Genomic DNA, 18,880 nt, shown 5'->3' on the forward strand with positions numbered 1-18,880 from the left:
AAACTAGCTTTGAAGTAAAAATTATATTTGACTTAGAACTTTATTTTATATAGTAAGATACAAATATAGTTTAAGTGATATAGATATATTTTAAGATTTGGGTGTTATAGAATATTTAAGGTTGCATATAGCAACCAATTTATTAGTTTTTATTTATAAAAGTTGTAAATTATATTTTTATAAGTTATATTTTTTGTAAAAAAACACTTAAGTTATCTCCAATTGGTAGTATGTTTATTTTATTAATGAGAAAAATGATTTTGAAATTTTGATCATTATATAATTTAACTTATAAAATAAGCGGTTGTAAAACTTTATTTTTGTATTGTGGGGGGGGGTATTTAAATTATTTTTTAATTTCATATTTAATTCTATCAATTCTTTTTGAAATATAGGAGTATTAAAAGCATAGTTCCACCATTTTTTGTGAAAACTTTTTACAAGATTATCTTCAAAATCATAAGAAAATTTCCAAGGTTTTATATCAGTATTATAATGTATGATTTTTAAATTTGATAGAGCATATTCGTGTTGTTTTCTTGTGTATCTAATCATATAATTTTCACATTCGCATTTAAAAGTCGCATTTTGCACTAAAGAAAATCTTACAAAATTCCATTCTAATGGTAGTAAATAAATTTTATCTTTAAATATAATATTTAATACATCTTGATCACAAAAAATAGGATCATATAGTTTTAAAAATTCTAAAGCTTGTTTTCTTATATTTGCTTTTTTCCATTCTCTTAGATTAAGCAACAAAAAACCAGCATTAAAATGGTAATTTGGGTTTAATTTTATATCTTTTTTATTATTTCTAGCTGAAATAGTATGATTTGGCATATATATAGAGTCAAGAACACAAGCACAAAATTTATCTTTTAAATCAAGTGAGAAAAGTTCGCTAATATCACTTACAACTAGCATATCAACATCAAGATATAAGCATACATCAGCGTTAATGAACTCATCTATATAGAATCTTAAATAAGTTAAGTGATTTTTGCTATTTTCAAAACCCCAAGCTCTAGCATTTTTAAATTCATTGTTTTTTACTTTATGTATTAAAATTTTGCATTGAATAATTTTATTTAACTCTTGTTCAAAATCACTAATTTTATTTAAATTATTTTTAGATATAAAATCACTTATTATATGAAAATTAATTTTATTATTAATATTTATATTTTTTACTATGCTATAAATTAGCACAGATAGATATTTTATGTAATTATCATCAGAACAAAAAACTATGTTTAGCACTCATTACCCTTTATTTTTCATTAAGTTACACTATATTTTTATTTAAATACTTCAAAATTGGAATTTAATATAAATTGACTATAATTTTAAAATGGTTTTAGAAAAATTAGCTGATTGTCTTAATAACGATAATGTTTTTTTAAGCGGAGGTGCTGGGGTTGGTAAAACATATCTTATCTTAGAACTAGTAAGATTTTATAGATCTAAGGCAAAAGTAGTAATAGTTTTAGGATCAACTGCTATTAGCGCTTATGCACTAGGTGGGATTACCTTGCATAGCTTTTTTGCATTTAAAAGATGTCAAAATTACGATGAATTATATTATGAAGATAGAAAGCAAAAAGATAAATTAGATAAATTAAAACGAATTTTAAAGCAATGTGATTTATTAATTATTGATGAAATTTCAATGGTTAGTTCTTGGCATATGGAAATGATTTATTATAGGTTAAATCATTTTGAATTTAGTGGCAGATTGTTATTGGCTGGAGATTTTTTTCAACTCCCTCCGGTAATAAATAAAAATTATTCTCAATCTTTATTTCAAGATAGCTATTATGCTTTTTCATCTCATATATGGCAAGAATTTAATTTTAAAAATATAAGACTTTCATTGCCAAAAAGAACTGATGATAGAGAATTTTATGAACATTTATTTTATATACGAATTGGAGAAGTTAGTTTTAAAACAATAGATTATTTTAAAACTATGTTGATAGATAAAAACAAATTAGTATTTTATGAAGATGAATACACGTTGTTGTGTGCGACAAATAAAAAAACAAATTACATTAATGAAAAAAAGTTAAAACTTTTAGATACAGATGAAGTGATATTTGATGCAAGATTTGAAAAAATTGACTTAAATTTAGATGATAAAACTTTAAATCAATGGATTAAAGGATTAAATTTAATGTTTAATTTGAAAGTTAAAATAGGTGCTAAAATTATTTTTTGTATAAACAACAAAGAAGAAGGTTATTTTAATGGAGAACAAGGGAAAATTATCGATTTTATATATGAAGATAATGAGTGTTTAATTCTTATAGAAAAAAATAATGGAGATATTATTGAACTAAAGCCTTATGAATATACCTTCGAAGATTATGTTGTAAAAGATAATGAAAAAATTGAAGTAAATGTAAAGGCCAAATTTATACAATATCCTATAAAATTAGCTTATGCTATAACAATACATAAATCACAAGGAATGAGTATAGATAAATTAATATGTGATATTGATGGAATTTTTGAAAAAGGACAATTATATGTGTGTTTATCACGAGCAATTAATCCTAAAAATTTAAAAATTATTTATAGTGAGCAACTTCCTTTTGAAGATTATTTTTTAAAGATTTTAAAATATGATAAAAGTGTAAAAAGATTTTATCAAGAGCAAAAGTTTATTGATTTAGAAGAAGAGGGTGTAAAATGAAAATATTTATTTTATGTTTTTTAATATTGTATTCTATCGCAGATACTATAAGTGTTGAAAATTTTAGAACGGATTTATATACAAAGACAGGAAATAATATCTTAAAAAAAATAGAATTAGATTTAGAATTTGAAGGCAATAAGCTAGAAGAAAATAAGATCAAAGATGCTTTAAATACCATTATTTCGAGTTATTTTTATGAGGATTTATTTACAGAAGTTGGAAAGAATAATTTTAAAGATACTTTATTAAAATTTAGTAATAAAAAATTTGATATAGAGGAATTAAAAAATTTTTTGAAAGATAATCTAAAACAAGATAAAGAAGATATTGCTAGATTTCAAGAATTAAAAAATCAAAAAAAGTATGTAGGAGAAGATACAAATAAAACCAAAATAAGTGATTTAAATTCTAGCAATGATAAAGCTATGAGTGATTTAAATTCTAGTATGAATAAGGAAATAAACTCAAGTAAAGATACTATGAATATGATTTTAAAAACTATGGAAGATACACAAAGACAAATGCTTTTACCAAGTAAAAATGAAGAGTTGTTTTAATTTATCTTTTTAGTTGTTTATTACATCGTAATGATTTGGAAAATTTGGTATGAAAATTTTTTCATCTATTTTTTCATCTATTTTTTGATTAAATAGACTAGTTGTAACTAAATTTTGCAACTCATCTACATAGGAAATACTTGAGATTTGATTGTTTTTAAGATTAATTTTATATTTTATATTTTCATAATCTGCCTCATATAAATCATTATTAATTTTTTTAGCTTTCTTAAAAATTTGTTGAAGATTTGGTAAATTTTGAATTTTTGTAAAAATTACCTGCTCTAATTGAGGTTCGATAATTACTATCTTATGTTTGTTAATGTAAATTTGTTTAGAATTTGGATAGATGTAATTCCAAAATGCCTTATCTTGAGTGATGATAAAAGTTCCTTTGTATTCTATGAATGAGTTATTATTATAAACTTTTTGTATAAAATCACTACTAAAATTCTTAAAATTAATATCAAAAGCTAGAAGTTGTGAAAAAGTAAAAATAAATATAAATAAATATTTCATTATATCCCTCATTGTATTTTTTTCATTATACAAAATTTACATAAATAGAGGATTTTTATATAGTTCTAAAATAAAATAAGCTATAATCTTGGCTTTAGATTTTATGTAAAGGCAAAAAATGTTTTCTAACATATTTAAAGCAATATTTGGGACAAAAAATGATAGAGAAATAAAAAAATATTTAAAAAGAGTATCTCAAATTAATGCTTTAGAAACGAAATATCAAGAATTAAGCGATGATGAATTAAAAAAAATTTTTATAGATTTTCAGACTAAAATTCAAAATAAAGAAAAAACTTTAGATCAAATTTTAAATGATGTATTTGCTATTGTTAGAGAAGTTGGTAAAAGAACTTTAAATATGAGGCATTTTGATGTGCAATTAATCGGTGGTATGGTTTTGCACGAAGGTAAAATCGCTGAAATGAAAACTGGAGAGGGTAAGACTTTAGTGGCGACTTTACCTGTAGTATTAAATGCTATGGAAAAAAAAGGCGTGCATGTAGTTACGGTTAATGATTATTTAGCTAAAAGAGATGCAAAGCAAATGAGTGCTATTTATAACTTCTTAGGTTTTAGCGTAGGTGTGGTTTTGTCAGAGAATAATAGCGACGAGGACCACAAAAAAGCGTATGAGTGTGATATTACTTATGGCACAAATAATGAATTTGGGTTTGATTATCTACGAGATAATATGAAATTTTCAAATTTAGAAAAAGTTCAAAGAGAGCATAATTTTGTTATAGTAGATGAAGTTGATAGTATTTTAATAGATGAAGCAAGAACTCCTCTTATTATCAGCGGACCTACTAATAGGACTTTAGATGGATATATAAAAGCAAATGAGGTTGCTAAGCAAATGCAAAAAGGTAAGGCAGCGCTTACGCCTCAAGAATTGCCAACAGGTGATTTTGTAGTTGATGAGAAGAATAGGACTATATTAATAACTGAATCTGGAATATTAAAAGCTGAAAAATTATTTGGAGTGGAGAATTTATATAGTTTAGATAATGCTATTTTAGCACATCAATTAGACCAAGCTTTAAAAGCACATAATTTATTTGAAAAAGATGTTCATTATGTTTTAAGAAATAAAGAAATTGTAATCGTTGATGAATTTACAGGTCGTTTAAGTGAAGGAAGACGTTTTAGTGATGGATTACATCAAGCTCTTGAAGCTAAAGAAGGGGTTAAAATTCAAGAAGAAAGCCAAACTTTAGCAGATATTACTTTTCAAAATTATTTTAGAATGTATAAAAAATTAGCTGGTATGACTGGCACAGCTCAAACTGAAGCAACTGAATTTTCTCAAATTTATAATTTAGATGTAATTTCTATTCCTACAAATATACCGGTTGTAAGAGTGGATAAAGATGATTTAATTTATAAAACGCAAAATGAAAAATTTAAAGCAGTAATAGAAGAAATAAAAAAAGCTAATGCTAAGGGTCAACCTGTATTAGTCGGCACAGCAAGTATAGAAAGAAGTGAAGTGTTTCATAGTATGCTTGCAAAAGAACGTATAGCTCATCACGTGCTTAATGCTAAAAATCACGAACAAGAAGCTTTGATTATACAAGATGCAGGAAAAAAAGGTGCAGTAACTATAGCTACAAATATGGCAGGACGTGGAGTTGATATAAAAATTAATGATGAAGTTAGAGCTCTAGGTGGGCTTTATATTATAGGAACAGAGCGTCATGAAAGCAGAAGGATAGATAATCAACTTCGTGGTCGTGCAGGGCGTCAGGGCGACCCTGGAATTAGTAGATTTTATTTGAGTTTAGAAGATAATCTTTTAAGAATATTTGGTGGCGATCGTATTAAAAATATTATGGAGAGATTGGGCATAGAAGAGGGTGAGCATATAGAAAGTCGCATTGTTACAAGAGCAGTTGAAAATGCACAAAAAAAAGTTGAAAATTTACATTTTGAAAGTAGAAAACATTTACTTGAGTATGATGATGTAGCAAATGAACAAAGAAAAACTATATATAATTATAGAAATGAATTATTAGATGAAAATTTTAATATTCAAAATAAAATTCTTAAGAATATTGGCGAATATAGTAATTATATTGTGAATCAAACTTATACAAATGTAGAATCTGAAAATTCCTCATTTTTTAATGCTTTAAAACAAAGAATTATGTATGAGTGCAATATAGAACTAAATGAGAGTGATTTTAAAAATTTAAGTGAAATTGAAAGTGAGAATAAGCTTATTGAAATTTTAGAAAAAAAATACAAAGATAAAATGAGCTTTATAAATCAACAAGAAGCTAGAAAAATAGAAAGGATTTTGTATCTTCAAATTTTAGATAATCTTTGGAGGGGACATTTATACCAAATGGATATTTTAAAAACTGGAATAGGACTTAGAAGTTATAATCAAAAAGATCCATTGGTTGAGTATAAAAAAGAAAGTTACAATCTCTTTATGGAGCTTGTTGAGCGTATAAAATTTGATAGTTTAAAGTTGCTATTTAATGTGGTATTTACACAAGAAAATACTCAAGAATTAGAAGAAAAAATACATAATGCTAATGAAGAAATTGTGGCCAATACTACGGAAAATGGTGTAGATGAAAATGGAGAGTTGCAGATTTATAAGGTGCCTAGAAATTCACTTTGTCCGTGCAATAGTGGAAAGAAGTATAAAGATTGTCATGGCAAAAGTGGTCCTAAGAAAGGGATTTTAGCATAAGGTTTTTTAATGAATTTGGTTATAGTTGAAGATGATATAAATATGAGAAAATCACTCGAAATAGCTTTGGGTGAATATGAAGAATTTAAAATAAAAACTTATAAATCAGCGACAGAAGCTTTAAAAAAATTAGACAATGACGTTGATTTGATTATTACGGATATTAATATGCCAGGAATTGATGGAATTGAATTTGTTCAAGCTTGTGAGAATAAATATGATTTTATCATTATTACAGGCAATGCAACGCTTAATCGTGCCATAGAAGCAGTGAGACTTGGGGTTAAAGATTTTTTAGTAAAACCTTTTGATATTAATACTTTGGTAACAGCAATTAAAAGAACTAAAATTATACAAGAAAAGATATCAAAAAAAAATACAAAAAAGAATGAAAAAAAAGAAGCAGGCAGTGATTTTTTTGGAAGCTCTAAAGCACTAGATCAGTGTTTAAATTTAGTCAATAAAGCAGCTAAAACAGATGCTAGTATAATTTTATTTGGAGAAAGTGGAGTTGGTAAAGAAGTTTTTGCTAATCACATTCATAAAAATTCAAAAAGATCTATGAAGCCTTTTGTAGCTATTAATATGGCAGCTATTCCATCAAATTTAATAGAAAGTGAGTTATTTGGTTTTGAAAAAGGTGCTTTTACAGATGCTAATAATGCAAAAGTAGGACTTTTTGAGTTAGCTAATGAAGGAACTTTATTTTTAGATGAAATTGGCGAAATGCCTTATGAGATACAAGCAAAATTATTAAGAGCAATTCAAGAAAAAGAAATTACTAGATTAGGCGGAACAAAAAGTATAAAAATAGATACTAGAATTATTAGCGCCACAAATGCAAATATCGAAGAAAAGATTAAAAATAATGATTTTAGACAAGATTTATATTATAGGTTAAATACTATTCCAATTAATATTCCACCGCTTAGGCAAAGACAAGATGAAATTTTACAAATTGCAGAAAGGGTTTTGCTTGATACGTGTAAAGAGTATGATTTTGCTGAAAAAAGATTAAGTGAAGCAGCAAAAAATACACTGCTTTCTTATGATTTTCCTGGAAATATTAGAGAGTTAATTTCTATCATACAAAGGGCTTGTATTTTAAGCGAAAGTGAAGAAATTAGCTCTGAGGATTTGTTTTTAGAAAGTAGAAAAGCTAAGGATATTAAAAGTCTTGAAAAGGATTTAATTTTAGAGGCTTTAAAAAATTCAAGCGATATTAGCGAAGCGGCGAAAATGATAGGAATGAGTGAAAAAAGATTTTGTGAAAAGATGAACCAATATAATATTACTTGAGGAAAATTGTATGAAAAAAATAGCTATAGTTGGTGCAACTGGTGCAGTTGGTGAGGAAATTTTAAATGTTTTAGATGAGTTGGATTTTCCTGTAGAAAGCATTTTGCCATTAGCTAGTGCTAAGAGTGTGGGTATGAGTATAGAATTTAGAGGAAAAACCTACAAAATTCAAGAATTAACAGAAGATGTGTTTAGAAAAAATCCTGTAGATATAGCTTTTTTTAGTGCAGGTGGTAGTGTAAGTGAAAAATATGCTAAATACGCAGTTGATTGCGGTGCTGTTGTTATAGATAATACAAGTCATTTTAGAATGGATAAAGATGTTCCTTTAGTGGTGCCAGAATGCAATAGCGAAGATATTAAAAATTGGGAAAAAACAGGAATTATAGCAAATCCAAATTGTTCAACTATTCAAATGGTCCATATTTTAAAACCACTTGATGATGTTTTTAATTTAAAAAGAGTAGATGTTAGTACTTATCAAGCTGCTAGTGGAGCAGGAAAAGAAGGAATGGAGGAATTGGTTGAGGGTATGCAGAGCTTTTTTGCTTTTAAGATTGAAGATTTTGAGGCAAAAACTTTTCCATATACTTTAGCTTTAAATTTAATTCCTCAAATTGATGTATTTACTGAAAATGGCTACACAAAAGAAGAGTTAAAAATGGTCAATGAAACTCAAAAAATATTACATAAAAATATTGAAATTTCAGCAACTTGTGTAAGAGTTCCAGTGCTTAGAAGCCATAGTGAGGCTATAACTATGCAGTTTGAAAAGGATATAGATATTACTAGGGTAAGAGAGATTTTATCAAAGGCCCAAAATGTTGTAATTATTGATGATATAAAAAATAAAAAATATCCTATGCCACTTTTTACTAGTGATACTAATGAAACTTATGTTGGAAGAATTAGATGTGATATTAATCGTAAAAATATTTTACACTTATGGTGTGTAGCTGATCAAATTCGTGTAGGTGCTGCAACCAATGCCGTTCGTATTGCACAAAAATGGTTAGAATTGGTTTAAGAGGAAAAAATGTTAGAAAAATTTTTTGAGAATTTATTAGTTAAAAGTCGTTTAGTTACTATTTTACCTGTTATTTTTGGGCTTATTGGAGCTTTTGTTTTATTTTTTATTGCAAGTTATGATGTGATAAAAGTTTTAAAATATGTCTTTAATTATTTTGTATTTTCAAATTCATCAGTTGATTTACACGAGGATATCGTAGGATTGATTATAGGAGCTGTGGATTTGTATTTAATGGCTTTAGTTTTGTTTATATTTTCATTTGGAATTTATGAGCTTTTTATTAGTGAAATAGAAGATTTTAAGCAAACTAAGCAATCAAAAGTTTTAGAAGTTCATAGTTTAGATCAGTTAAAAGACAAGCTCGCAAAAGTTATCATTATGGTTTTAATAGTAAATTTTTTTCAAAGAATTTTACAAATGCAGCTTAATGATGTTTTAGATATGTCTTATCTTGCAGGATCTATTTTAGCACTTTGCATTGGATTATATTTTTTGCATAAAAGTTGATAATTTGAGGGAGAATAAATGATTTTTATTGATGCATGCTTTAAAAAGCAAACACCCTACACTCCTGTTTGGATGATGAGACAAGCGGGAAGATATTTACCAGAGTATATGAAAGTTAGAGCTCAAGCTGGTAGTTTTTTGTCTTTATGTAAAGATTATAAAAAAGCTAGCGAAGTAAGTTTGCAACCAGTTGATATTTTGGGAGTTGATGCAGCTATTATTTTTTCAGATATATTAGTTGTTCCTTTAGAAATGGGTATGGAGCTTAAATTTGAAAAAGGGGAAGGGCCTGTTTTTTTAAATCCTATTGTAAATGATGATGATTTAGATATTTTAGATGTAAATAAGAGTGTTAAAAACCTTAATTATGTCTATGATGCCTTAAAATTAACTAGAGAAAAACTTTCAACAGACAAAGCTTTGATAGGTTTTTGTGGAAGTCCTTGGACTATAGCTACTTATATGATAGAGGGTAGCGGAAGTAAAACTTATGCAAAAAGTAAAAAAATTCTTTATCAAAATCCAGAATTTTTACACAGGATTTTATCTAAATTAACTCAAGTTTTAAAATTATATTTAGAAGAACAAATTAAATCCGGAGCAAATGCTATCCAAATTTTTGATAGCTGGGCGAGTGCTTTGGAAATGGACGCTTTTTTTGAATTTTCTTTTAAATATATGATGGAAATTACAGATTATATTAAGAAAAAATATCCTCAAATACCTGTAATTATATTTCCTAAAAATATTAGTGGATTTTTAGATAAAATTAATGGTAATTTTGATGTATTTGGAGTAGATTGGAGCACTCCTTTAGAATTAGCAAAGGAAAAATTATCTTCTAAATATACTTTGCAAGGAAATATGGAGCCTTGTAGATTGTATGATAAAAATTCTATAAAGCTTGGAGTAGATAGTATTTTAAGTGTTATGCAAGATACGCCTCATATTTTTAATCTTGGTCACGGGATTTTACCTGATATTCCTGTTGAAAATGCTAAATATTTTATTAAGTTGGTGCAAGAGAGTTCAAAAAGGTGAGCAATATCATTTTTGGCCCTATAAATTCAAGAAGGTTTGGTTCTTCTTTGGGTATTGATTTAAGTCCAGAGAAAAAACAATGCAATTTTGATTGTGTATATTGTGAGTTAAGGGCTTTTAAACCCCAAAAAGATTTTTTATTATATCCTAGTGTTGATGAAATTTTAAGTGAAGTGCAAAAAGTTTTAGCTAATCAGATACAATTTGATGTTTTAACTTTAACTGCAAATGGTGAGCCTAGTTTGTATCCTTTTTTAAATGAGCTTATAGCTGAGCTTAATAAAATTAAAAAAAATAAAAAACTTTTAATATTAAGCAATGGAAGCGCTGTTTTAAATTCAAAAAGCTATAAAGCTTTGCTTGATATTGATATGGTTAAATTTAGTCTTGATAGTGCTATAGAAAAAACATTTTGTAAAATAGATAGAGCTTTAAAAGAAATTTGTATAGATGATATTATTAAGCAGATGATAAAATTTAACAAAGAGTTCAAGGGCGAATTAATTATGGAAACTTTAATCGTTAAAGGTTTAAATGATAAAGAAGAAGAAATGATAGCTTTAGATAAAGCTTTTTCTAAAATTAAACCTTTAAGAGTCGATCTTAGCACTATAGATCGTCCGCCTGCGTATCCTGTAAAGCCAATAAAATTTGAAAGATTATATGAGCTTAGTTTGTTAATACATAGTACTCCTGTTGTGCTAGCAAAACATACTTATAATAATCAAGAAATCGATTTTACTAAAGATGAGCTTTTGAAAATGTTAAAATTACGTGCTCAAAGTGAATTGGATATAGAGAATCGATTTAGTCAGTTTAGTAAAAATAATTTAAAAGAATTAATTAAAGAGCAAAAAATCATATCAATAGATTTAGCTGGAATAAAATTTTATAAAAATACTTGACAAATATATTTTTTTTATATAAAATACCATTTCTTTTTTTAAATATTCCGGATTAGCTCAGCGGTAGAGTAGTCGGCTGTTAACCGATTGGTCGTAGGTTCGAATCCTACATCCGGAGCCACTATCTTAGTTTTCATCATAAAAAATAGTTGTTTAATTTTTTACATCAAATGTAAAGAATTTGCTTTCAAAATTATCCCCGACTTTTTCGTATTGAAATATAGCAGGTTCTAAATTTTCTACTTCGTGATATAGCAATCCTAAAGCCAATCTAGCCTCTAGTGTTTCTTCATTTTCTAATTTTGCTAGTTCTAAAAGCGCTATAGCTGAATTTGGATTGTTTGATCCAATAGCAGAAACAGCAGCTAAAAATAGAGTCTGAGAATCTTTTATATTATAATCATCTATAAGTATATTATAAAGCGCATAGGCTTCTTGGTATTCTTTTGCAAAAATATCAACATAGGCTAGTGCGAAGATTAAACTTGTAGAATTTTCATTACTAGTTGCTAATTTTTTCTTGATATCATTTCTTACATGATTAATTAATCCAGTAATTTGCATTAAACTTATAAAAGTATCTTTGACTATTCCAGAACCACCAAATAGGGAATTGTAATCAAGTTTTGCACTTTGAAAATAAATTTGTGCTTGTTTTGCATAAGCTTTGATATCAAGATTTATATTTTTAGTATTGAAAAATAATATATTGCTAACAATATCTTTGCTCAATAGTTTTTTTAATGCTACAACAGATTGGTTTCTTAAATTAGTTAGGTTATTTGCATTAGAGGCGATAATAGCAAATATTAATTCTAATGGACTTTTGTTATTAGTTTCAAAATTGTCAAGATAAGGTAACATAGCCGTGTAATCATTATATGGAATATAAAGTAAATATTTATAAATATTAGTACTTTGATTAATGCTATTATCTGCTTGTAAATTTTCTATAACTTCATTTTGGAGTTTAATATAGTCTTTTTTTACTAAGTCCATACAAAATATGGCAAAAATTCCAGCTAAATGATTTTTTGGATTTAGATGGTATGCAGTTGAAAAATGATTAGCCGCATTGCTATAATCTTGTAATTGTGCATAAGTTAATGCAAGATTGTAGTGTATCACATCGTGTGCATGGTAGCTTTGACTTAAATTTTGTAATTTTTGATTTGCTTCTCTTAGATGAAAATTAAAAGCTAAATCGATAGCTTGTGAAAGCTGTATATTAACTCCAGATAGCGTTTTGCTTTGAGTAAGTAGCATATCTTCATATTGATAAGCTTGTATAAAATTTCCTAAATCTGCTTTAGTGATTAACTCCATACTTTGCTTAACATCAAATACTCTATAAGGGGAAAAATAAAATAGTAAATCATAAATTTGTTGTTTTCCACTAATTAGCTTTTTGGCAAAACTTTGTTGAGCAACATCAATACTATAAAGATTTTTTTTTAATCTTGTTTTAACTCCATAATATTTAGTGCTCATATCCTTATTTTTTAGAAATAATTTTTTTAAAATTTGAGCACCTTTATTGTATTGTCCTGTTTTAAGTTCTACCAAAGCTAAAGCTAAAGTGCTTCTTAAGGATTGAGAATCAATTTTTATAGCTTTACTAAGATACTCTTTTGCTTTAGTGTATTCTCCGATTTTAGCATATAAAAGACCAAGTGGTAAGCTTGCTTCATAATTTTCTTGTTTTTGTAGAAAATTAATTGCATCTCTATTGGCTTCTAAAACAGAATAAATTTTTGCTCCAAGGTAAAGTGACTCATCTGTATAATCAGCTAAATTATTAGAATGAGCAAACATTTGCAAAGCTTCAGGGTAAAGATTTTGATAGTAATTAATTAGTCCTAAATAATAATTATATAAAATGGAATTTGAATTTTGCGGTAAGTGAATTTTTGCTAAATCAAGATAATAGTTAAATTTATCTTTATCCTTAAGATAAAAATAACATACCGCAATATTAATTGCTGCAGCAACTTTATGTTCTTCTAACTCCAAGGATTGCTTAAAATTTTCTAAAGCTTTTGTATAATCTTGCTGCTTCATTTGCACAACTCCAAGATTATAACTTGATAAAGATTCGTTAAAAATATTGATATTATCATAAAGCTCTAAAGCTTTTTTAACATCGCCTTTTTCGTATAATAAATTAGCTTTTTGTATGATTAGATCAAGCGTAGTTCGCTTTATTTGAGTGATTTCCATAGAGGTATTATTTTCTGGTATTATTTTGCTTGTAGTAATTTTTGTTTCATCTTTTTTAAAAATTATAAGTAAAATTAATACTATTAGTAAAATTAATATAAGTGCTCCAAGAGCTGAAATTATAATAATAAATTTTTTATCAAAAAGTTTTGTTTTTTCCTCTTTATGTATTTCTTGTGGTTGTTCTTCTACTCTTTGAAAAGTATTCTCTTCTTCTAATTCCGGTGGAATAGTTCCTGGAGGAATGGTGAGTTCTAAATTTTCTTGAGTGATATCTTCTTGATTATCTTGTTCTTTTAGTGTTACTTCTTCAGCCATTTTTTATTCTTAAAAATATTTTTTTAATACATCAGGTATAGTTATTTTGCCATCTTTTTCTTGATAGTTTTCCATTATTGCAACTAAAGTCCTTCCTACTGCAAGTGAAGAACCATTAAGAGTATGAACTAATTCATTTTTACCTTTGTCATTTTTATAGCGAATCTTAGCTCTTCTTGCTTGGAAGTCTTTGCAATTTGATACAGATGAAATTTCTCTATATTTATTTTGTGAAGGTATCCAAACTTCTAAATCAATGGTTTTTGCAGCACTAAATCCAAGATCTCCTGTGCAAAGCATTAAGTGCCTATGAGGGAGTCCTAATGATTTTAATAAGTCGCTAGCACAATTTAACATTTCTTCAAACACCATATCGCTTTGCTCTGGTTTAGTAATACATACAAGTTCTACTTTTTCAAATTGATGTTGTCTTATGATACCTCTTGTATCGCGACCCGCACTTCCTGCTTCTTGTCTAAAGCAGGCACTATAACAAGTCATTTTTATGGGTAAAGATTCACTAGCTAGTATTTCATTAGAATAAAGATTAGTTACAGGAATTTCAGAAGTTGATATGAGATATAAATCATCATTTTCAACTTTATACATATCATCTTTAAATTTAGGAAGTTGTCCTGTGCCATAGAGCGTTTTGCTATTTGCTAAAAATGGAACATTTACAAGCTCAAATCCTCTACTTCTATTAAAATCTATCATATAGTTTATCAAAGCTCTATTTAGCAAGGCACCTTCATTTTTTAATACACAAAATCGACTTTGGGAGATTTTAACTCCTCTTATAAAATCAAGCCAATTTAATTTTTCTCCTAAATTATGATGATCTTTGACTTCAAAATCAAATTTTGGAGGAGTTAAAACTTTTTTTAGCTCTACATTTTCATCTTCATTTTCTCCATAAGGTGTGCATTCATCAGGTATATTTGGAATAGCTGAAGATATTTTTTCTAAATCTTCTTCTAATTGCAAAACTATTTTTGTTTGATTATTAATTTTTTCTTTATTTTTACTTAGTTGATTTTTTAAAGCTTCTTTGTCGTTTGTGTTAGCTAATTCTTTGCTGAATTTGTTTTGAAAAGCTTGTAATTCTTCTAAGATTGTTTTTTCTTTTTTTAAATCAATAAATAAATCGCTTAATTGTTTTAATAATCTTTCATCTATTTTTTTTGCTTTTAACTTTTGTGAAATTTCTTCAAAATTATTTTGTAAAAGTTTAAGATCTAGCATTTTAACTCCTTAATTATAAACCAATTTTAGCATAAATTTTTTCCATTGTTTTTTTTGCTGTTTTTCTAGCCTTTTGTGCTCCAAATTCTAAAATTTCTTTAATTTTAGAAGGATTTGCGATTAAATTTTCGTATTCATTTTTTGCATAAGCAAAATGATCGCTTATAAGATCGTGTAGATACATTTTAAAATGTCCATATCCTTCGCCACCTTTTTTATATCTTTCTTGTAAGTTTTTTTGCTGCGTTGTATCAAGAAAAAGTTTTGCTATATTATAAACATTACAAGTATCGTATTCTTTGGGATCTTCTAAGGCTGTGCTATCTGTTATAATAGATGAAATTTGCTTTTTTAGGACTTTTTGAGAAGTAAAAATATCTATAGTGTTTTTATAAGATTTACTCATTTTAGCACCATCAGTTCCAGGGACAACAGCTACTTCTTTGTTGATTTTTGCTTCTGGAAGGACAAAAATTTCACCCCATTCGTTATTAACTTTCAAAGCTATATCTCTTGCAATTTCAACGTGTTGAATTTGATCTTTACCTACTGGGACTATTTGGGCATTAAAAAGTAAGATATCAGCAGCCATTAAAACAGGATAAGAAAAAAGACCATGATTTGAGTTTAAACCTTTTGCAATTTTATCTTTATAAGAATGTGCTCTTTCTAAAAGTCCCATAGGAGTAAATTGGGATAAAATCCAATAAAGCTCTAATACTTCCTTGATATCACTTTGTAGCCAAAAAATACTTTTTTGTGGATTGATACCTAAACTTATAAACGCTGCAGCTGCCTTTAAAGAATTTTGTTGTAAAACTTCTCCGTTTTGATTTGAAGTCATTGCGTGATAATTTGCTATAAACATATACATTTGATTTTCTTCTTGCATATTTAGCATTTGTTTTATTGAACCAAAATAGTTTCCTATATGCAGATCTCCACTAGGTTGTAATCCTGTTATAATTCTCATTTTACCTCTTTGTAAATTTGTGAAATAATATCTTCAATATTTTTATTTTCAACATCAATAATTAAATTTGCTTTTTTTTCGTATTTTTGAGATCTTTGATCAAATAGTATTTTTGCATTAGCTAAATTTGAAAGTAAGGGTCTTGTATAAATTTGTGTTTGATCAAGTCTTTTTAAAATAAATTCAAAGCTAGATTTTAAATAAACAACAATCCCAATATCACTTATCTTTTTTTGTTTAACAAATCCACCGCCACTAGCTATAGACGAATTTTTAATGTGTTTTAAAAAATAAAGTATTTTTTTCTCTTCATTTCTAAAAAAATTTTCTCCATATGTAGAAAATATTTCATAAATTTCAAGATTAAATTTTTGTTTTATTAATTCATCTGTATCAATAAAAAATTTATCATATCGTTGAGCATAAGCTCTTGCAATTGTGGTTTTTCCACAACCCATAAAACCTATAAAAAGAAGATTAGTCTTCTTGTTCATCTTTATTGCCTTTTTTTCTTGAAGCTAAAATTAAAGGAATGCCCTCAAAATTAAATTTTTTTCTTATTTGATTTTGCAGATAACGTTTGTAAGAAAAATGTAAAGCTTTTGGGCGATTCATAATTAAAGCTATCTTTGGTGGTGCAATATCATATTGAACTGCATAATAAATTTTGACTAATTTACCATAATCATGCGGTAAATGATGAGCTTGCGTAGCTTCTTTTATTAAAGTATTTAATTTTGCAGTTGGAATTTTTTGAGTGAAATTTGCAAAAACTTCTAAAATTTTATCTAAAAGTGTATGAATTCTTTTGCCACTTAATGCAGAAACGCTAATTACTGGAGCATAGGCTAAAAATTTAAATCTATCTAATTTTAATTCTTTTAAAGTTTTATCAAAATCAAGTTCGCTTTTATCCCATTTGTTTAAGACTATAATGATACCTAAGTAATGTTTTGCAGCAAGTCCTGCTATACGTTCGTCTAATTCATTAAACCCTTCTACGCTATCAAGCACCAAAAGAGCAATTTGAGCATTAGCAAGAGCATATTGTGTCCTATTTAAAGCATAGCGTTCTAGACCTTGTATTTTACTTCTTTTTCTAATTCCAGCTGTATCTATAAATTCTATAATTTTATCTTTATATACAATGCTTTCATTTACTGGGTCAATGGTAGTTCCTGCTATATCGCTAACTACACTTCGCTCTTCTTTAACTAAGGCATTTAAAAGACTTGATTTTCCCACATTAACTCTACCAATTATGCCGACTTTAATATGATTTTCATTGATAGTTTTTAGTTTGAAATCTCCACTATTTTCATCAAAATTTTCTAAATAAGTTTCAAAACATTCTTCATCATCTTGAGTTAAATTTACCTTATTTAAAAATTTTCCAGCCCATATACAAAGTTCATCTATGCCTATGTTGTGAGTTGCTGATATATTAAAAATCTCTTTAACACCAAAATTAGAAAATTCCCACGATCTTTCTTCATCTTTTTTGTTGTCTATTTTATTGATAACTAAAGCTATGGGTTTATTTAGTTTTTTTATTTCATAAAAAAATGCCTTATCTTCATCATCAGGTAAAGATTTTCCATCTACTATATAAAATATAATATCACTATTTTTTGCTGCTTTTAGTGAGTTAGCTTTTACATTTTTAAATAACTCATTACTATCATCAAGACCACCGCTATCAATGAGCAAAGCTTTTTTGTCATCAATTTGCACTTCTATTTTATTTGTATCTCTTGTGGTGCCACTAATATCACTTGTAATAGCTATACGCTTTTTTGCCAACCTATTAAAAAGACTTGATTTACCTACATTTGGTTTGCCAATCAAAATAATACTTTGCATTCATATCCGTAATTAATTTTTGCTTATTATATAAAAATTGCCTTAAAATTAAGCAAAAAAGACTAAAATAACAGATTTTTATAGGTTGCAAATGTTAAGATTAGTTAAGAAAAATTTAAGTATTTACTTTGTGGTTATTGCTTCGATTGAATTTTCATTAGTTGGAGCTTGTGCAAAAATTTTAAGTGAAGAAATAACATCTATTGAAATAATGTTTTTTAGAAATATTATTGGAACATTTTTTATGATTTATATGCTTTCTAAATTAAAATTTTATAAGAGCGGAGGGCATTTTGGTTTATTGGTATTTAGAGGAGTTGTAGGCACTATATCTTTGTATCTTTTTTTCTATAATGTCTCAAATATTTCTTTAGGCGGAGCTTTTGCTTTCCAAAAAACTGCACCTATTTTTATAGCTTTGATTGCTTTTTTATTTTTTAAAGAAGGATTAAGCATTAGAATGTGTGTTGGAATTTTAATAGCTTTTGTAGGTGTGCTTTTGATATGCCAGCCTTTTGTTGATGATATAAATCATTCTGGTTTTGATTTAAAAAATAGTATTTTAGGAATTTTAAGTGGATTTTGTGCAGCATTAGCACTAACTAGTGTAAGAGAGCTTAAAAAATTTTATCCTACACCTTTTATAGCTTTGTCTTTTGTGCTTATTGGGACTTTAATGCCTTTAATTTCGATGATCTTAGGGACTTTTTATGAATTTAAAGAATTAGATTTTTTAATTGCTCCTTTTATTATGCCTAGTTTTAAGGCGTGGTTTTTTATCGTTTTAATGGGAATTTTTGGAGCTTTATATCAAATTCATATTACAAAAGCATATGGTGTAGCAAAGAAAGTAGGGATTGTCGCTGGTGTTAGCTATATAGATGTTATTTTTACGTTATTTTTAGGAATTTTATTAGGAGATGATTTTCCTAGTGTTATGGTTTTTATCGGGATTATTAGTATTGTAGTAGGGGGGATAATATTAGTAAGTAAGC

General features: G+C 27.1%; 16 protein-coding genes and 1 tRNA gene. 10 read left to right on the top strand and 7 right to left on the bottom strand.

The annotated features are described in order from the left end of the window. Positions 1-234: 234 nt before the first annotated feature. Complete coding sequence (locus QZ429_RS05830) at positions 235-1,263, bottom strand: glycosyltransferase family 8 protein (RefSeq protein WP_291952780.1); 1,029 nt, start codon at positions 1,261-1,263, stop codon at positions 235-237. Between the two features lie 91 nt (positions 1,264-1,354). On the opposite strand from QZ429_RS05830, the gene QZ429_RS05835 reads away from it, so the two are divergent. Then, a complete protein-coding gene (locus QZ429_RS05835) occupies positions 1,355-2,698 on the top strand; it encodes an AAA family ATPase (RefSeq protein WP_291952782.1) in 1,344 nt (447 codons plus the stop codon). Continuing rightward, the gene (locus QZ429_RS05840; protein ID WP_291952784.1) at positions 2,695-3,258 is read left to right on the top strand and encodes a flagellar basal body-associated FliL family protein; all 564 of its coding nucleotides are present in this window, start codon (positions 2,695-2,697) and stop codon (positions 3,256-3,258) included. Before QZ429_RS05835 ends, QZ429_RS05840 begins: the two co-directional genes overlap by 4 nt. 9 nt (positions 3,259-3,267) lie before the next feature. On the opposite strand, the gene lolA is transcribed toward QZ429_RS05840, so the two are convergent. Further along, a complete protein-coding gene (gene lolA, locus QZ429_RS05845) occupies positions 3,268-3,777 on the bottom strand; it encodes a LolA-like outer membrane lipoprotein chaperone (RefSeq protein WP_291952786.1) in 510 nt (169 codons plus the stop codon). A gap of 118 nt (positions 3,778-3,895) precedes the next feature. On the opposite strand from lolA, the gene secA reads away from it, so the two are divergent. The 7 genes from secA to QZ429_RS05880 all read left to right on the top strand — a co-directional run bounded on the left by secA (position 3,896) and on the right by QZ429_RS05880 (position 11,387). Beyond that, the gene (gene secA / locus QZ429_RS05850) at positions 3,896-6,484 is read left to right on the top strand and encodes a preprotein translocase subunit SecA (protein ID WP_291952788.1); all 2,589 of its coding nucleotides are present in this window, start codon (positions 3,896-3,898) and stop codon (positions 6,482-6,484) included. Between the two features lie 9 nt (positions 6,485-6,493). Continuing rightward, on the top strand, positions 6,494-7,783 hold the full coding sequence (locus tag QZ429_RS05855) for a sigma-54 dependent transcriptional regulator (RefSeq protein WP_291952790.1): 1,290 nt from the start codon (positions 6,494-6,496) through the stop codon (positions 7,781-7,783). 10 nt (positions 7,784-7,793) lie between these two features. Then, positions 7,794-8,810 (top strand): aspartate-semialdehyde dehydrogenase, encoded by a 1,017-nt coding sequence (locus tag QZ429_RS05860; protein ID WP_291952791.1) that lies wholly within the window; start codon positions 7,794-7,796, stop codon positions 8,808-8,810. A gap of 9 nt (positions 8,811-8,819) precedes the next feature. After that, positions 8,820-9,320, top strand: a complete 501-nt coding sequence (locus QZ429_RS05865; RefSeq protein WP_291952793.1) for a YqhA family protein — start codon at positions 8,820-8,822, stop codon at positions 9,318-9,320. An 18-nt stretch (positions 9,321-9,338) separates the two neighbouring features. Continuing rightward, positions 9,339-10,361: a uroporphyrinogen decarboxylase gene (gene hemE / locus QZ429_RS05870; RefSeq protein WP_291952795.1), complete on the top strand. Its 1,023-nt coding sequence runs from the start codon at positions 9,339-9,341 to the stop codon at positions 10,359-10,361. Then, a complete protein-coding gene (locus tag QZ429_RS05875) occupies positions 10,358-11,266 on the top strand; it encodes a radical SAM protein (protein ID WP_291952797.1) in 909 nt (302 codons plus the stop codon). The genes hemE and QZ429_RS05875 overlap by 4 nt, the downstream gene beginning before the upstream one ends. Before the next feature lie 46 nt (positions 11,267-11,312). Continuing rightward, positions 11,313-11,387 (top strand) — tRNA-Asn (locus QZ429_RS05880). A gap of 32 nt (positions 11,388-11,419) precedes the next feature. Here the strand turns inward: QZ429_RS05880 and QZ429_RS05885 are convergent. From QZ429_RS05885 to der, 5 genes are read right to left on the bottom strand one after another with little or no spacing between them, the layout of a single operon-like run. Further along, on the bottom strand, positions 11,420-13,804 hold the full coding sequence (locus QZ429_RS05885) for a tetratricopeptide repeat protein (protein ID WP_291952799.1): 2,385 nt from the start codon (positions 13,802-13,804) through the stop codon (positions 11,420-11,422). A gap of 9 nt (positions 13,805-13,813) precedes the next feature. Next, on the bottom strand, positions 13,814-15,049 hold the full coding sequence (gene serS, locus QZ429_RS05890) for a serine--tRNA ligase (protein WP_291952801.1): 1,236 nt from the start codon (positions 15,047-15,049) through the stop codon (positions 13,814-13,816). Positions 15,050-15,062: 13 nt separating this feature from the next. Next, positions 15,063-16,022, bottom strand: a complete 960-nt coding sequence (gene trpS / locus QZ429_RS05895) for a tryptophan--tRNA ligase (RefSeq protein WP_291952803.1) — start codon at positions 16,020-16,022, stop codon at positions 15,063-15,065. Next, complete coding sequence (locus tag QZ429_RS05900) at positions 16,019-16,516, bottom strand: shikimate kinase (protein WP_291952805.1); 498 nt, start codon at positions 16,514-16,516, stop codon at positions 16,019-16,021. Before QZ429_RS05900 ends, trpS begins: the two co-directional genes overlap by 4 nt. Further along, on the bottom strand, positions 16,500-17,885 hold the full coding sequence (der, locus tag QZ429_RS05905; RefSeq protein WP_291952807.1) for a ribosome biogenesis GTPase Der: 1,386 nt from the start codon (positions 17,883-17,885) through the stop codon (positions 16,500-16,502). Before der ends, QZ429_RS05900 begins: the two co-directional genes overlap by 17 nt. 91 nt (positions 17,886-17,976) lie before the next feature. Here der and QZ429_RS05910 point away from each other — a divergent pair. Further along, positions 17,977-18,880: DMT family transporter (locus tag QZ429_RS05910; protein WP_291952808.1), on the top strand; the 904-nt coding region annotated here is incomplete at its 3' end.

The organism is Campylobacter sp., assembly GCF_020024835.1.
Lineage (GTDB): Bacteria > Campylobacterota > Campylobacteria > Campylobacterales > Campylobacteraceae > Campylobacter_D.

Coding starts and splice junctions, on each gene's coding strand:
- QZ429_RS05865 (WP_291952793.1), top strand. CDS start 8,820: ATGTTAGAAAAATTTTTTGAGAATTTATTAGTTAAAAGTCGTTTAGTT.
- lolA (WP_291952786.1), bottom strand. CDS start 3,777: ATGAAATATTTATTTATATTTATTTTTACTTTTTCACAACTTCTAGCT.
- QZ429_RS05855 (WP_291952790.1), top strand. CDS start 6,494: ATGAATTTGGTTATAGTTGAAGATGATATAAATATGAGAAAATCACTC.
- QZ429_RS05840 (WP_291952784.1), top strand. CDS start 2,695: ATGAAAATATTTATTTTATGTTTTTTAATATTGTATTCTATCGCAGAT.
- QZ429_RS05835 (WP_291952782.1), top strand. CDS start 1,355: ATGGTTTTAGAAAAATTAGCTGATTGTCTTAATAACGATAATGTTTTT.
- secA (WP_291952788.1), top strand. CDS start 3,896: ATGTTTTCTAACATATTTAAAGCAATATTTGGGACAAAAAATGATAGA.
- der (WP_291952807.1), bottom strand. CDS start 17,885: ATGCAAAGTATTATTTTGATTGGCAAACCAAATGTAGGTAAATCAAGT.
- QZ429_RS05860 (WP_291952791.1), top strand. CDS start 7,794: ATGAAAAAAATAGCTATAGTTGGTGCAACTGGTGCAGTTGGTGAGGAA.
- hemE (WP_291952795.1), top strand. CDS start 9,339: ATGATTTTTATTGATGCATGCTTTAAAAAGCAAACACCCTACACTCCT.
- QZ429_RS05885 (WP_291952799.1), bottom strand. CDS start 13,804: ATGGCTGAAGAAGTAACACTAAAAGAACAAGATAATCAAGAAGATATC.
- serS (WP_291952801.1), bottom strand. CDS start 15,049: ATGCTAGATCTTAAACTTTTACAAAATAATTTTGAAGAAATTTCACAA.
- trpS (WP_291952803.1), bottom strand. CDS start 16,022: ATGAGAATTATAACAGGATTACAACCTAGTGGAGATCTGCATATAGGA.
- QZ429_RS05900 (WP_291952805.1), bottom strand. CDS start 16,516: ATGAACAAGAAGACTAATCTTCTTTTTATAGGTTTTATGGGTTGTGGA.